Source organism: Pseudomonas sp. JV241A, from assembly GCF_900275665.1.
Classification (GTDB): Bacteria; Pseudomonadota; Gammaproteobacteria; order Pseudomonadales; family Pseudomonadaceae; genus Aquipseudomonas; species Aquipseudomonas wadenswilerensis.
On sequence record NZ_OPYO01000021.1, the window covers coordinates 1 to 14,391 of the forward strand.

A 14,391-nucleotide genomic window follows, 5' to 3' on the forward strand; every position below is an offset into this window, starting at 1 on the left:
TCGAATCACAAGCGTGGGCCAAGCCAGAGCGCTCTCACAACTGAGTGTAAGAGGGTTCAGCCATGTTGTCTTCTGTTGGAATCGACACTGCCAAAGCCACTTTGGAAATCTGCATCAAGCCTCAGAAAATCCGCTTCGAAGTGGCCAACAACTCCGCAGGCTTCGAGGTGTTGCTTGAGCGTCTGAAGGACTTCAATATCAGTCGAGTGCTGATCGAAGCGACAGGCGGCTACGAGAAAGATGTGTTGATCGCCCTGGCCTCAGCAGGACTGGAAACCATCTGCATCAACCCAGCCCGTGCCCGAAAATTCGCCGATGCCATGGGTAAAAAAGCCAAAACCGACAAGATCGACGCCGAAGTCCTTGCGGACTTCGCTGCACACCTCAGCGCCCCTCAAGGCCAACCGGTCAGCCCTGAACGCGAAGAGCTGCGAGAGCTGGTGAAGCAGCGCGCCCAATTTGTGCAGAGCCGTGATGACGACAAGCGGCGTCGCCAGCAATGTCGCTCGGCAACAGTGATGGCCCACTTCGATGAGCATATAGAGCAGCTGAAAGTGCTGATCAAACGCCTCGACGAAGAAATTGACCAGGCGATGGTGCAACTGGACGATACCAGGGCGCGTCAGTTATTGGCAGTGACCGGAATCGGTCGAGTAACCGCCGCAAATCTGCTCGCCTCACTGCCTGAACTGGGGCAGTTGGACCGCCGTCAGATCGCCGCTCTGGTGGGCGTAGCGCCTTACAACAACGATAGTGGTAGCCATCGAGGGCACCGCCAGATATGGGGTGGTCGGGCCCATGTAAGGCGAGTGCTGTACATGTCGAGCTGGATCATCATCCGTCACAACACAGAATTTAAAGCACGCTACGAAGCACTTCGGGCACGTGGCAAGTGCGCCAAGGTGGCACTCGTAGCTTGCATGCGGGTGCTGATCGTCAGGCTGAATGCAATGCTGCGGGACAATACCCCTTGGCGAGTGCAAACAGCCTGATCAAGACAGTTGCTCCCACAATGGGTTGGCATACATAGATCCCGTGGGAGCTGGCCTTGCCAATCCAGGCCGTGCTTTACAGCGGCAAGAATGCGACCATCGCCCCACCTCGCAAGGATCAGCGCAACCACCATGCACGTCTCCCGTACCACCCTGATCATCCGCCGCATCGGCGCCTGGCTGCTCGATACCCTGCTCGCCCTCGGCGCCTGGTTCGCGCTGGCCGTGGTGGGCTATGGCCGCGGCGAAGACGGCATGCTGCTGATGCAGTTGCTGTACTTCCCGCTGTTCGAGTACCTGATGCGCGGGCAAACACCGGGCAAGGTGGTGTTCCGGCTCACCGTGATCAACCGCGCCGGCCAGCCGCCGAGCCTGCTGCAGGCGCTGGTGCGCGGCATCACCCGGCCGTTCGAGGCCGCCTTTGGCCTGATCGTCATCTGGCTGTGCGCCGAGTCGCGCCATTGCCAGCGGCCCGGCGACTGGCTGGCGCGCACCTATGTGATCGACAGCCGCGACCTCAAGGTGCTGCGCCAGCAATTGAACGAGGCCTGAGCTACAGCTCCTCGTCGGCCTCTGCAGCGTCCATCGCGCGCTTGTTGCCAAAGCCGATGGCCAGGCCGATCGCGCCGGCCAGGTACAGCCCGGCCAGGCACAGGATCACCGAGGGCTCGACGCCGAAGATCATCTGCGAGATACCCGCTATCACCAACACCAGCAGGCCGCCGAATACATTGGTGTCGATGTTGTGGTGATTGAGCAGGAACGTGCCCAGCAACGCCAGGGCCACCAGGCTGAAGCAGATGGCGATGTAGGAGTAGGCCTTGAAATCCCAGATCAGAAAGACATTGATCTTCGAGGTGTAGTCGATGATGTAGCCGATCAGCGTGATGCAGCCGATCAAACCGAAGGCCAGGGCGGTGCCCTTCCAGTTGCTGGTGTTCGGGTCCAAAACATTCTTCCTTGATTGATCAAAAACGGCGGCAACTCTACCACCGATCAGCACTGATGCCGCACCCGCTGCAGCACATCAACAAACGCGCGACGAATTTCTGCCAGACTTGCAGCCTTCACCGATCAGGATGACTGCATGAATCACGAACTGCTCTGGGTACTCGGTCTGCTGTTCACCGCCGTGGCCCTGTTCATCGCCAACCGGCCACGCATGGACGTGGTCGCCCTGCTGGTGATCGTCGCCCTGCCGCTGCTGGGCATCATCAGTGTGCAGGAAGCCCTGGCCGGTTTCAGCGACCCCAACGTGGTGCTGATCGCCGCCCTGTTCGTGATCGGCGAAGGCCTGGTGCGCACCGGCATCGCCTACCGGATTGGCGAGTGGATGGCCGACCGCGCCGGCAACAGTGAAGCGCGGCTGATCGTGTTGCTGATGGTCTGCGTGGCCGGGCTGGGTTCGGTGATGAGTTCCACCGGGGTGGTGGCGATCTTCATTCCGGTGGTGCTGAGCATTGCCGCACGGATGAAGGTCTCGCCCAGCCGCCTGATGATGCCGCTGGCCTTCGCCGGGCTGATCAGCGGCATGCTCAGCCTGGTGGCAACGCCGCCCAACGTGGTGGTGCACAGCGAGCTGGTGCGTCATGGCGAAAGCGGTTTCAGCTTCTTCAGCTTTACCCCGTTCGGCCTGGTGGTGCTGTTGCTTGGCGTAGGCTACATGCTGCTGACCCGCCACTGGCTCGGCGGCGAGGTGCGCAAGGACGGCAGCGCGCAAACCCGGCGTACCCTGCTCGACCTGATCATCGACTACAAGCTCGCCGGCCGCGAACGGCGCCTGCGCGTGCGCCCGGGCTCGCCGTTGATCGGCCATAGCCTCAGCGAGCTGAAACTGCGCACCGAACACGGCGCCAGCGTGGTCGGCATCGAGCGCCAGCACAAGTTCACCACCCGCGTACTCAGCCCCGATTCGAGCACGACGGTGCACGAAGGCGATGTGCTGCTGCTTGACCTGTTCGCGCCCAAGGACGACCTGCGCAGCCTGTGCCAGAACATGCAGCTGGAGCCATTGCACTTCAAGGCCGCCTACTTCATCGACCAGTCGCAGGAAGTGGGCATGGCCGAAGTGGCGGTGCCGCCTGGCTCGCAGCTGATCGGCAAGACCCTGCTGGAGCTGACCTTCCGCAGCCGCTGGGGCCTCAACGTGGTCGGCCTGCGCCGCGACCAGAACGCCATCGAAGAGCAATTGGTGGAAGAAAAACTCAAGCTCGGCGACACCTTGCTGGTGATCGGCACCTGGAAAGCCATTCGCCAGTTGCAGACCCAGCCACGGGACTTCCTGGTATTGAGCCTGCCGGCAGAAATCGACAATGTCGCCCCAGCGGGCAATCGCGCGCCCTACGCGCTGATCAGCCTGGCGGTGATGGTCGGCTTGATGGTCAGCGGCGTGGTACCCAACGTGATTGCCGCGCTGATCGGCTGCCTGCTGATGGGCGCCGGGCGCTGCATCGACATGAACAGCGCCTACCGGGCCATCCACTGGCAAAGCCTGGTGCTGATTGTCGGCATGCTGCCCTTCGCCCTGGCCCTGCAGAAAACCGGCGGCATCGCCCTGGCCGTGCACGGCCTGGTGCAGATGCTTGGCAGTGCCGGGCCCTATGTGATTCTCGCCAGCCTGTTCGCGATCACCGCGATCATCGGCCTGTTCATTTCCAACACGGCCACCGCGGTGCTGATGGCGCCGGTGGCGGTGACCACCGCCGAGCAGCTGGGTGCCTCGCCCTACCCCTTTGCGATGATCGTCGCCCTGGCGGCTTCGGCGGCGTTCATGACCCCGGTGTCGTCGCCGGTCAACACCCTGGTACTCGGCCCCGGCCAGTATCGCTTCGGCGATTTCGTCAAGGTCGGGGTGCCGTTCACCCTGCTGGTAATGGTGGTCAGCGTGGTCATGGTGCCGTGGTTTTTTGCCCTGTGACGGCGCTGCGTTTTTGCTCCTGGAGCGTCTCGGCGGCCACGCGCCAGTCCCGCGCCCAGGCATCGAGCACCACTTTGAGGTTGTCGGCGCTCATCACCTGATTGTCGTTCTCCAGCGGCAGGCCGGTACCCTTGCGCACCACCTCGGCGACCACCGCGCGGCTGCCGCCATCAAGGAACGCCGCCTCGGTGGCGATCACGCTGTCGAGGTCGCGGATACCGACGGCACTGCTGACCCCGGCGGCCACCAAGGTCACCGGCAGGTATTCATAGAAGTGCAGCGCCTGGGTATGGGCGCCCACGGAGGTGATCGCCGGGCGCACGATCAAGGTGTGCGGGCCGGGCTGCTCGACCAGGTTGAGGACCTTGCCCAGCTCACGTTTGAGGGCCGTATCGTAATAGGTGGTCACCGCTTTGAGGGTGGTCTCGGGGATTCGCGTGCTGGCCTTGGGCATCGGGTAGAACTGGCTGGGGGCGATGTACACCTGGCTGTAGCGTTCCATGCGCAGCTTGGGGCTGACCCAGCGCAGCACGGTGTCGCCGGAGGCGGTCTTGTGTTCGCTCAACTGGTCATAATTGCGCAGAAAGCCCGAGTACTCCTTGGGGTTGACCTTGTTCTGGCTGCAACCGGCCAGCAGCAGCGAGGCACTCAAAAGCGGTACGATCAATTGCTTGCGCATGCTCAGCCTCCAAAGCCGTCGTTGGCCGGGCTTGGCGTGCTGGTGGAACGGTCCACGTGCAGCTCGCCCTGGCTCATGATCCAGTGCACCAGTTCACCCAGGGGAATCTTGTAGCTGTACTCCATCCACTGGTTGCTGGTGGGGCTGTAACGCTCGAAATAGTGGCTGAGGACCATGTGCCTGCCGTCGCTGGACAAACCCAGGCGCGAGTCCTGGTAGCTGAGCAGCGCGTTGCGCCACAGCTCCTGGGTACGCAGGTCGAGGGTCAGCGACTGGCTGCTGTCGAAGCCGTTGGTCGGGTGTGTGGCCGGCATCTGGAAAACTCCCTTGAGTGAACTGGCCACAGCGTGCCCCAGGGCTTTTGCTGGCTGATGTCCGCTTTGTGTCGGCGCTGCAGGAATGTTGCGAGATTGAAATAAATGACCAGCAGCGCAGAATGGTTTTAGATACGCACTTTTCACGGCCCGTGGACCACAACGTGAGCAGACTGCTGATCGTCGATGACGACATGGAAATTTGTGCCCTGCTGAAGAAGTTCTTTGTCCGCCACGGCTATGAAGTCGACCTGGCCGGCAACGGCGAGGCCATGTGGGCGGCCATCGAACAGCAGCGCCCGGACATCATCATCCTCGACCTGATGCTGCCCGGCGAAGGCGGCCTGAGCCTGTGCCAGAAGCTGCGGGCCAACACCGGTATCCCGATCATCATGCTCACCGCCATGGACGAGCTCAGCGACCGCATCGTCGGCCTGGAGTTGGGCGCCGACGACTACCTGGGCAAGCCCTTCGATGCCCGCGAACTGCTCGCCCGCCTGCGTGCGGTACAGCGCCGGGCTGGTGAACAACTGCGGCCGAGCCAGGAAGAAACCCGCCCGCTGATTCACTTCGACCACTGGCAACTGGACGTCACCCGGCGCGAACTGCGCACCCCCGAAGGGGTCATGGTGCCGCTGTCGGCCGGTGAGTTCGACCTGCTGCTGGTGTTCCTCGAACACCCGCAGCGCATCCTCACCCGCGAGCAGCTGATCGACCTGGCCCGCGGCCAGGGCCACGAAGCCTTCGACCGCAGCATCGACGTGCAGGTCAGCCGCCTGCGGCGCAAGATCGAGCCCGACAGCAAGCGCCCGGAGCTGATCCGCACGGTGCGCAATGGCGGTTACCTGTTCAGCGCCAAGGTCAGCCGCTCGTGATCCGCCTCGACCTGCGCCGCGACAGCATCAGCCGGCGCATTGCCCTGACCATCATCGCGGCGATGCTGACCTCGGTGGCGCTCAATGTGCTGTTCGTGCAGATGGCCGGGGTCTGGGCGCGCCCGCCGTTGACCCAGACCGGCCTGCTCGAACAGATCGCCGTGACCACCCGTACCCTCGAAGCCGCGCCGCCCGAGCTGCGCCCGACGCTGGCACGGGCAGCCAGCAACCCGTTGCTGGAGGTGCAGTGGAGCCGCCAGCGCGCCGACCTGCAACTGCCCGGGCCAGGGGCACGGATTACCCTGGAGGAAGCCCCGCCGCTGCAGCGCCTGCTGGCCGACAGCCCGCGACAGCTGGAGGGCTTCCAGCCCAGCGACTGGCCGGCGGACAGCCCCGATGCCCATTACAAACTGGTCATGCAGATCAACGACGGCAGCTGGCTGGCTTTCACCCCGCCGTACCGCAGCTGGGGCCTGAGTTCGGCCATGCGCTTTACCATCATCGGCGTGCTGGCGCTGGTTGCCGCGCTGCTGGTGGCCTGGGTCGGCACCCGTCAGCTGGCTGGCCCGCTGCAGCGCTTCGCTCGTGCGGCGCGGCGCTTTGGCAGTGATTTTCGTGCGCCGCCCATTGGCCTTGAAGGCCCGCATGAATGGCGCCAGGCGATCACTGCCTTCAACACCATGCAGGCGCAGATCCAGCATTTTGTGGCCGAGCGCACGCAGATGCTCGCGGCCATTTCCCACGATTTGCGCGCCCCCTTGACGCGCATGCGCCTGCGCGGCGAGTTCATCGACGACCCGGAGCAACAACGCAAGCTGTTCCGTGACGTCGATGAAATGCAGAGCATGATCACAGCCGCGCTGGGCTTCTTCCGTGACGAAACCCGGCTGGAGGAAACCACCCCGTTCGACCTTGCCGAACTGCTGCAAACCCTGGTCGACGACTATCGCGATCAGCAGATCAATGTAGCCTTCGAAGGACCGGCCAACCTGGTTTTCAACGGTCGGCCCCTGGGATTGAAACGCGCCGTGACCAACCTGCTGGAGAATGCCCTGAAGTATGCACGCGAGCCCGAGGTACAGTTGAGCAGCAGCGCCCACAACATCGTTATCGAAATCAGTGACCGCGGCCCGGGAATTCCCGAAGCGTCGCTGGACCAGGTGTTCATGCCGTTCTTTCGCCTGGAGTCCTCGCGCAACCGCGATACCGGTGGTGTTGGCCTGGGGCTGTCGTCGGCGCGCTCGGCGGTTCGCGAACAGGGGGGTGAGCTGCTGCTGAGCAACCGCCAGGGCGGCGGCCTGGTGGCGCGTATCGAGTTGCCACGGTGATCAAATGGCGCCCGCGACGGCTTGAGCCACGAGACCTGGGGCTGGCCCTCTACCTGCTCAGCCTGGTGCTACCCGCAGTGCACAGCGAGGAGCACAACTGGCTGCACGAGGTCTACAGCCAAACCACCAACTCCGGCTTTCTGGCCTCCATTCTGGGCTTGCCGGTCATGCTGTTCGGCTACTTCGCCTGGCTGGCGAACCCATTGTTCCTGGCGGCGTACCGGACCCGCAGCGCCAGACGCAGGCTGATCTATGCCCTGCTGGCCTTGCTGGCCGGGTTGTCGGTGCAGTGGCAATTGGTGAGTTTGTATGACGAGGACGGTCAGTTCACCGTTACCGGATACACCTATGGGTATTACGTCTGGTTGCTGTCCTTTGTATGGTTGGGTGTTTGCGGCGCCAGGCGAGCAGGCGCCAGCTGATGAGTCGACTGGGCGGGCCTCATCGCTGGCAAGCCAGCTCCCACAGTGATCTGTGTACGCCGGACTTGTGGGAGCTGGCCTTGCCAGGGATCGTAATCCAGACGTCAGCTGATGTGCTGGCTGTATCGGCCTCATCGCGGGTCAAGCCCGCTCCTACAGTGGAGCTGTGTACGCCGGACTTGTGGGAGCTGGACTTGCCAGCGATCGAGCGCGAAGCGGTCGTAAACCAGACACCACCTTATGTGCCGCCTGCACTGGCCTCATCGCGGGTCAAGCCCGCTCCCACAGTGGAGCTGTGTCCGCTGGACCAGTGGCTGCCAAGACAAAGGCCGGTTGCTCGCCTCAGCGTTGCAGCGACTCCAGGGTCAAGCCAGCCAGGTAGGCCACCTTCGGGTCAGCATCATTGAGGCATTCGCGTAGCGCGGCCAGGGCCGGGGCCAGTTTGCGCTTGCCCAGCCGACGGTTGTCGAGCACGCAGGCGGCATGGCGGCGAATGGCGACATGCTCAGACGCCAGGCCGCGCACTGCTTCCTCGATGTCGCCGTTGCTGAGGGTGCAAAAACTGGAGCCCGGTTTGATCGTCTCCTCGGCGTCCGCTGCGCACTGCGGATAACGCTGCAACAGGGTTTCAAGCGGACGGTAATCCAGTACCCCTGGCTGCGCACCCTGATCGCGAAACGCCCTGAGACTGGCGCAGCAGCCAACCACCGAAAAGCCCGCCAGCTGGGTATCTGCCGCCTGCGCCAGCAACCAGTCAAAATCGCCCAGATAACCCAACGCGTTGGCACTCCACCTGCGCGTGCTCGGCTCTGTGCCGTTGACCACTTGCAGACGCAACGCTTCGATTGCCGCCGCCTCGGCCACCCCGGCAAGGCCCAGGATCATCGCCGCCCGCCAGCGCTCCGGGCCCTTCTGCAGCAGGTGCACCAACGCAGCCGTTGCACTGGCGCCACGGGCAATCAGCCAGCGGCTGGCCTCCTCGCCGTCAATAGGCTGAGGACGCGAGAGGCAGCTCAGGTAGTAGTTCACCTGCTGGTCGTCTGCCAGCGCGGCAACGCGCCGGCGCTCCTGCTCGGTGGCATCCTGCTCGGGGAAATGGTGCAGGAACTGACGTGGCGACAGGCTTTTGGCCGCCAGCTCCGGCCCGCCGTATTCATCATGGAAAAACACAATGAAGTCCTTGGCCACCCGTGGATCTTTAGCGTAAATGCGGTTCAGGGCCTTGGCGGCGCGCGCCACCGTCCTCAGAAAGCGCTGCTCGGTCGCCGCCCAGGCATCCGGCCCGGCACGATTGGCATAAGCTTGCAGCGGCGCCTCCAGGGCACTGAGGGCAGCGTTGGCGTAATCGTCCAGCAACCAGTCCCAACGCCAGTCCGCCGGGTTCCACTGCACGCCCCAGAAGCCTTCCTGCTTGCGCCGGGGATGATCCTCATCCAGCGCCGCCAGGCTGTTGGCCGCAAACGACGGCAGGTCGATGACCCGTTCCTCTTCACGGTAGCTGGCATGAAAGGCCGCGCCATACAGCGGCCCGACACCGTCGTCGAGCAGCGCCTCAAGGGTGGCCCGTGCCGAGTCGACCAGGCTGTTTTCCAGGGTTTTCCAGTCCATGCTTCAGCGCACCACCCGCGCCGCTCGTTGCGGGCGCAGAAAATAGCCCATGAAAAACGCGATCATCACCAGCATCGCACCCAGGTCGGTGTTGCCGCCAGGCCCGACGAACTGGAACAGCCCGGTGCCCATGACAATGCCAGAGGTGATGCACAGGACAAACCACACGGCTTTCTTGAGAAACTTCACGATCGACATCCCTGCCCGAAAAAACAAAAGCCCGACCGAGGTCAGGCTTGAAGGCGGCCAACTTGGCCCAGATGCGGGCGCCTGTCAACTTCGCGGAAACGTCACGGTAAAGGTGGTGCCCGCCTGCGCGGATGAACTGACCACCACCTCGCCACCATGGGCACGGACGATCTCGCGCACGATGAACAACCCCAATCCGACGCTGCGCAGCTCGGCATTGTCATGGCTGCCGCGGATCATCGGCTCGAACAGGTTATCCAGCAGCTCCGGCGGAATCGGCGTGCCGTGGTTGTGCACCGACAGCAACACCCGGTCGTCCTCGAAGCTCGAACTGACACTGACCTCGCTGCCCGGCGCGCCGTAGGCCATGGCGTTGGCCACCAGGTTACCGACCAACTGGTAGAGCCGATCACTGTCGGCGATGAACTCGCCGTCACCCAGCGCCTGATGAATCAGCCGATGGCCGGGAAACACCAGGCGTAGTTCTTCCAGGCACTGGCCGATCAGCGCGTGCAGGCGCACGGGCTGCACGCTCACGGCGATACCGCGCCCGACCTGCACCAGGGTGAAATCGAGCAAATCAGCCACCAACCGTTGCGCCCGGTCCGCCGAATGGGTGATATGGCCCAGCACCTGGGTCTGCTTGGCATCCAGCAGGCCACGCCCGAGCAGGTCTGCCGCCATCTTGATCGCCGCCAGGGGGTTGCGCAGGTCGTGGCTGACGATGCCGACCATTTGCTCGGCAAACAACGCGCGGTTCTCGGTCGCGGCATGAATGACGCGCAACTTGCCCTGGGCGATGTCCAGGGCACGCCGGGTTTTCAGGTGTTTGGCCAGGTGCTGTTCGGCAAGCATGCGCGCGTTGAGCAGCGCCCGCTCGTAGCGCGGGCGGCCTTCGGCCCTGAACAGCGCCAGTTCGTGAAAGACGCCACTGTCGTGCTCGCAACTGATGGCGCTGAGCATCATCGGCAAGGTGTAGCCATCATGGTGCATCAGGTCGAATTTGACATCGACCACCGAGCCCTGGATTTGCAGCAACGGCAGCCAGTAGGCCTGGTGAAAGGTGCGCGCATCCAGGCTCATCAGGCTTTGAATGGGGCGGCCCAGCAGTTCGTCGCGGTGATAGCCGATCCAGCGGCAGAAGGTCAGGTTGACCCGCTCGATCTGACCGTTTTCGGCGGTCAGCAATAAACCGCAATCAGCATCGTCGAAGAGGATCTGCGACGCAGGAAGCGGCTCATTCTCTGCAGGCATGGCGGCACCGACCCGGGGCGGGATGTGGTAGGCAAGACGGGTAAATCGAAAGAATTATAGACCCTGCCCGCCCTTAACGACGGCTTAACCGGCCAGGTTTTATCCTGAGCGTCCTCCCTTCAGAACGTTTGGCCCACTCCGGTGGGCCTTTTTTGTTGCCGCAAATTACAACGCCCATCCGGAAACAAAATCCCGGAAACACAGTCTGAGCTAATACCTTCCCTACCGCTCTGCGGATCAAGGACCCTCAGTGCTGAAACAGCTGACGCAAATCGCCGTGATCGCCAGCGTACTGGCCGCCTCTGGCTGCTACTACCACGATTACGACCGCGACGATTACCGCCGTGGCGACCGTGACCATCGTTACTCCCGCGACTGGGATGACCGCGACGATCACGACCATCGCAAGTACAAGCGCTACCGCGATGACGACCGCTACCGCAACTACGACCACGACCGCCGTCGCGACCGTGACGACGATGATGATGACGATTGATTTACCCTGCTGCTCCCCTAACCCCCGTATTTCTTGAGGCTAACAACATGCGTATCTCATTACCTGCATTGACGCTGGGTATCCTGCTCTCCCAGGGCGCCATGGCTGCCGGGGATGGTACTGCCGCCATTGGCGGTGGCCTCGGCGGGACGTTGGGTAACGTGGTCGGTCAGCAGATCGGCGGCAGCACTGGTGCAGCCATTGGCGCGGGTGTTGGCGGCGCAGCTGGCAGCGCCGTCGGTGCGCGCAAGGGCAACCGTACCGAGGCCGCGATTGGCGGCGGCCTGGGTTCGGCGGGTGGCTCGGTGATCGGTAACCAGTTGGGCGGTCGTACCGGCTCGACCATCGGCGCCGGCCTGGGTGGCGCGGCCGGTGGTGCCCTGGGCAACAACATCGCCGACGATAACCGTCACGATTCCGGTGGGCATAAACACAAGCACAAGCGTAAGCACAAACACCGCTGAATGAAAAAGCCGACCGCTGCGCGGTCGATCGCTGGCAAGGCCAGCTCCCACAGAGTCCCCATGACGCCAGCCTCTGTGGGAGCCGGCCTGGCCGGCGATGAGGCCGCCGCGGACGGCAAAGTCAATTCACCCCAACAACGCCCGAGGCCACCCCAGAATCTGCTTCTGCCGCGGCGGCGCATAAGTGCGCACCTTCGACGTACTCAACTTCAAGCGCACCAACGACTCCGCCAACGCCACCGCCGCCGTCACCCCGTCCACCACCGGCACCCCGGTGCGCGCCTGGATCCGTTCCTCCAGCCCGACCATGCCGCCACAGCCCAGGCAAATGACCTCGGCCTTGTCGAACTGCACGGCCTCCTCGGCTTCACGCACCACTGACTCGATGGCCCGCTCCGGGTCTTCTTCCAGCTCCAGCACCGCCAGGCCACTGGCACGCACCGAAGCGCAACGGCTGTCCAGCCCGGCCAGTTTCAGGCGGTCTTCGATCAGCGGCACGGTGCGATCCAGGGTGGTCACCACCGAATAGCGATGGCCCAGCAACATGGCGAGGCTGGCCGCCGCCTCGGTGATGTCCACCACCGGCACATTGAGCAACTCCTGCAAGCCTTCGCGCCCGTGCTCGCCGTACCCGGCCTGGATCACCGCATCGAACGGCTGGTCATAACTGAGCACCCGCTCCATCACCGCCACTGCCGCCAGGTAACTCTCGAAATTACCCTCCACCGATTCTGCGCCAAAGCGCGGGGTCAGGCCGACGATCTCGGTGCCTGGCGAAGCCACGCTGCGCGCCTGGCGGGCGATGGCGTCGGTGATCGACACCGTGGTGTTGACGTTTACGACCAAAATTCTCATTGCGGTATTCCTTGTGCAGAACTCAGTGCTGGGCGCTGTCGACGGCAAAGTGCTCGCCGGAACAGTCCACGTAGTGTTTGTTGCGATCGGAGATCAGGTAGTACACGCCGCCGGCAATGGCGGCGCCGAAGAACCAGGAGAACGGCGTCAGGGCGCTGAAGGCCGGCACCAGCGACAGCACCACGGCGGCAATGGCCGAGGGCACCAGGGCGGCCACCGCCTTGTAGTTGACCCCGCGGGTGTAGTGGTAGGTGCCGCTGGCCGCTTCGCTGTAGAGGTCGGGCACATGCACCTGGGCTTTGCGGATCAACCAGTAGTCGACCATGATGATCCCGTACAGCGGCCCCAGCAGCGCGCCCAGGCCGGAGAGGAAGTAAACGATCACCAGCGGGCTGTTGTAGAGGTTCCAGGGCAGGATCAGCACCGCCAGGGTGGCGCTGATCAATCCTGCGCGGCGAAAGTTCAGGCGGCTCGGCGCCAGGCTCGACAACACGAACGCAGGCGCAACGAAATTGGCCATGATGTTCACCGCCACGGTGACGATCAGAAAGGCCAGGCAACCGAGCACCAGGAAGGTCTTGTCGGGGATCGCGGCAACGATCTGGGTCGGGCTGTCGATCACCCGGCCATCGATGCTGAACTGCGCCCCGGCCAGCACGAAGCTGATCACCGCAAACACCAGGATATTCACCGGCAGGCCCCAGAAGTTACCGATGCGGATGGTCTTGCGGCACGGCGCCGAACGGGCGAAGTCGCAGAAGTTGAGGATCAGCGTGCCGTAGATCGCCAGCCACAGCGCGCCACCGGCAAACACCTGGGTCCACATCGCCCACCCGGTCAGCGGCTCGCCGACCGACCAGGCCAGGTTCCCATCGACCCGCAGGTACATCCACACCGCCAGGATCAGCACGGTGGAAAGAATCACCGGCCCGGCGAAAGATTCGTACTTGCGCACCATCTCCATGCCGAAGGTGAGGATCACCAACTGCACCAGCCAGATGGCGATAAAACTCGCCCAGCCGAGGCTGGACAGGCCGAGGATCGCGTCATGGTCGAAGCGTGCCAGGTCGGGCGACACCGCCACCAGCAGCACCCGCAACACCACCGAGGCCAGGTAGGTCTGGATGCCGAACCAGGCGATGGCGATCACCGCGCGGATGATGGCCGGCAACTGCGCACCGTAGATGCCGAAACTCATGCGGCTGATCACCGGGAACGGCACCCCGGTTTTCTGCCCCATGTAACCCGAGAGGTTCATGAAGAAGTACACCAGCACGGCACCGATGCTCAGCGCCGCAAGCATCTGCCAGCCGGACAGGCCGAGGGCGAACAGGCCCATGGCGAAGGAATAGTTGGCGATGTTGTGCACATCGTTGGTCCACAAGGCAAAAATGCTGTAACCGCCCCAACGCCGGCCTTCAGCCTTGGTCGGCGCAAGGTCGGCGTTGTGCAGTCGGGGGCTCAGGGCCCCCTGCTCGACCGGCGCGGCCTGCGGTGGCAGGTAGGAGGTTTGCAGCGGGTTGGAAGTATCCAATTGCATGTTCCCCGGGCTCCTTCTGCAGCGCCTGAATGAAGGTGCTGCAGCGAATTATTGTTGGATTTGAAGAGTGGGACCGCAGTGTTGGCGCTGCCCTGCGCCGATGCATACAAATATTGCATACAATTTTTGTATTACGATTTTCGACGAACAATATGTGTGCCAAAGGGCAGTCAGCGGCGAACCTGCCTGCTGCGTTGCAGGCAGTTATCCATTTGATTTTTATCCGGTAATTTTTTTTGCTGGGTTGCTGAAAGGCTGATTAAGCTGACCAAACGGTCAAACGCCAGAGGGAGAAAATTGAGAAATCAGGTAACGAGGCAGGAAACATGTATCCACTTGAACGCTACTCAAGTACACACAACCAGCAATATATGTACCCACTCAATACTGTAGGAGCGGGCTTGACCCGCGATGAAGCCAGTACATTCAGCACATCAGGTTTTGCCTGAACCAATCGC

General features: G+C 63.0%; 15 protein-coding genes and 1 pseudogene. 8 read left to right on the forward strand and 8 right to left on the reverse strand.

All coding sequences use genetic code 11. From position 1 onward, the window contains the following. Nucleotides 1-62: 62 nt before the first annotated feature. Both JV241A_RS12795 and JV241A_RS12800 read left to right on the forward strand, forming a co-directional pair. Nucleotides 63-992, forward strand: a complete 930-nt coding sequence (locus JV241A_RS12795) for an IS110 family transposase (protein ID WP_134062848.1) — start codon at nt 63-65, stop codon at nt 990-992. Nucleotides 993-1,124: 132 nt separating this feature from the next. Further along, nucleotides 1,125-1,544 carry an RDD family protein gene (locus JV241A_RS12800; protein ID WP_134062850.1) on the forward strand — a complete coding sequence of 140 codons (420 nt, stop codon included), beginning with the start codon at nt 1,125-1,127 and terminating at the stop codon, nt 1,542-1,544. Nucleotide 1,545: 1 nt separating this feature from the next. On the opposite strand, the gene JV241A_RS12805 is transcribed toward JV241A_RS12800, so the two are convergent. Beyond that, entirely contained in the window at nt 1,546-1,941 is a 396-nt protein-coding gene (locus JV241A_RS12805; protein WP_115087603.1) for a hypothetical protein, read from the reverse strand. A 138-nt stretch (nt 1,942-2,079) separates the two neighbouring features. On the opposite strand from JV241A_RS12805, the gene JV241A_RS12810 reads away from it, so the two are divergent. Beyond that, nucleotides 2,080-3,909 (forward strand): SLC13 family permease, encoded by a 1,830-nt coding sequence (locus JV241A_RS12810; RefSeq protein ID WP_134062852.1) that lies wholly within the window; start codon nt 2,080-2,082, stop codon nt 3,907-3,909. Here JV241A_RS12810 and JV241A_RS12815 read toward each other — a convergent pair. Both JV241A_RS12815 and JV241A_RS12820 read right to left on the reverse strand, forming a co-directional pair. After that, complete coding sequence (locus tag JV241A_RS12815; protein ID WP_115087601.1) at nt 3,881-4,588, reverse strand: DUF3313 domain-containing protein; 708 nt, start codon at nt 4,586-4,588, stop codon at nt 3,881-3,883. The two genes, JV241A_RS12810 and JV241A_RS12815, sit on opposite strands and share 29 nt — an antisense overlap. 2 nt (nt 4,589-4,590) lie before the next feature. Further along, nucleotides 4,591-4,902, reverse strand: a complete 312-nt coding sequence (locus JV241A_RS12820; protein ID WP_134062854.1) for a hypothetical protein — start codon at nt 4,900-4,902, stop codon at nt 4,591-4,593. 164 nt (nt 4,903-5,066) lie between these two features. On the opposite strand from JV241A_RS12820, the gene JV241A_RS12825 reads away from it, so the two are divergent. Genes JV241A_RS12825 through JV241A_RS12835 form a run of 3 tightly spaced genes read left to right on the forward strand, consistent with a single transcriptional unit; the run spans nt 5,067 to nt 7,527 of the window. After that, on the forward strand, nt 5,067-5,777 hold the full coding sequence (locus JV241A_RS12825; protein WP_233673720.1) for a response regulator: 711 nt from the start codon (nt 5,067-5,069) through the stop codon (nt 5,775-5,777). Next, nucleotides 5,774-7,105 (forward strand): ATP-binding protein, encoded by a 1,332-nt coding sequence (locus JV241A_RS12830; protein WP_115087598.1) that lies wholly within the window; start codon nt 5,774-5,776, stop codon nt 7,103-7,105. The genes JV241A_RS12825 and JV241A_RS12830 overlap by 4 nt, the downstream gene beginning before the upstream one ends. Further along, a complete protein-coding gene (locus JV241A_RS12835; RefSeq protein ID WP_134062856.1) occupies nt 7,102-7,527 on the forward strand; it encodes a hypothetical protein in 426 nt (141 codons plus the stop codon). Before JV241A_RS12830 ends, JV241A_RS12835 begins: the two co-directional genes overlap by 4 nt. 342 nt (nt 7,528-7,869) lie before the next feature. Here the strand turns inward: JV241A_RS12835 and JV241A_RS12840 are convergent, their stop codons facing one another. From JV241A_RS12840 to JV241A_RS12850, 3 genes are all read right to left on the reverse strand, one after another. After that, nucleotides 7,870-9,135, reverse strand: coding sequence for a DUF4303 domain-containing protein (locus tag JV241A_RS12840; RefSeq protein WP_134062858.1), 1,266 nt, complete (start codon nt 9,133-9,135; stop codon nt 7,870-7,872). A 3-nt stretch (nt 9,136-9,138) separates the two neighbouring features. Further along, complete coding sequence (locus JV241A_RS12845) at nt 9,139-9,324, reverse strand: hypothetical protein (RefSeq protein ID WP_134062860.1); 186 nt, start codon at nt 9,322-9,324, stop codon at nt 9,139-9,141. 84 nt (nt 9,325-9,408) lie between these two features. Then, a complete protein-coding gene (locus JV241A_RS12850) occupies nt 9,409-10,578 on the reverse strand; it encodes a PAS domain-containing sensor histidine kinase (protein ID WP_134062862.1) in 1,170 nt (389 codons plus the stop codon). Nucleotides 10,579-10,828: 250 nt separating this feature from the next. On the opposite strand from JV241A_RS12850, the gene JV241A_RS12855 reads away from it, so the two are divergent. Together JV241A_RS12855 and JV241A_RS12860 are read left to right on the forward strand one after the other, a co-directional pair. Next, the gene (locus JV241A_RS12855) at nt 10,829-11,074 is read left to right on the forward strand and encodes a hypothetical protein (RefSeq protein ID WP_115087593.1); all 246 of its coding nucleotides are present in this window, start codon (nt 10,829-10,831) and stop codon (nt 11,072-11,074) included. 47 nt (nt 11,075-11,121) lie between these two features. Further along, nucleotides 11,122-11,538 (forward strand): glycine zipper domain-containing protein, encoded by a 417-nt coding sequence (locus tag JV241A_RS12860; protein WP_134062864.1) that lies wholly within the window; start codon nt 11,122-11,124, stop codon nt 11,536-11,538. Nucleotides 11,539-11,664: 126 nt separating this feature from the next. On the opposite strand, the gene JV241A_RS12865 is transcribed toward JV241A_RS12860, so the two are convergent. Both JV241A_RS12865 and JV241A_RS12870 read right to left on the reverse strand, forming a co-directional pair. Next, nucleotides 11,665-12,393, reverse strand: a complete 729-nt coding sequence (locus JV241A_RS12865) for an aspartate/glutamate racemase family protein (protein WP_115087591.1) — start codon at nt 12,391-12,393, stop codon at nt 11,665-11,667. A gap of 22 nt (nt 12,394-12,415) precedes the next feature. Next, nucleotides 12,416-13,858: pseudogene (locus JV241A_RS12870) on the reverse strand (NCS1 family nucleobase:cation symporter-1); the annotation flags it as partial. Nucleotides 13,859-14,391 lie beyond the last annotated feature (533 nt).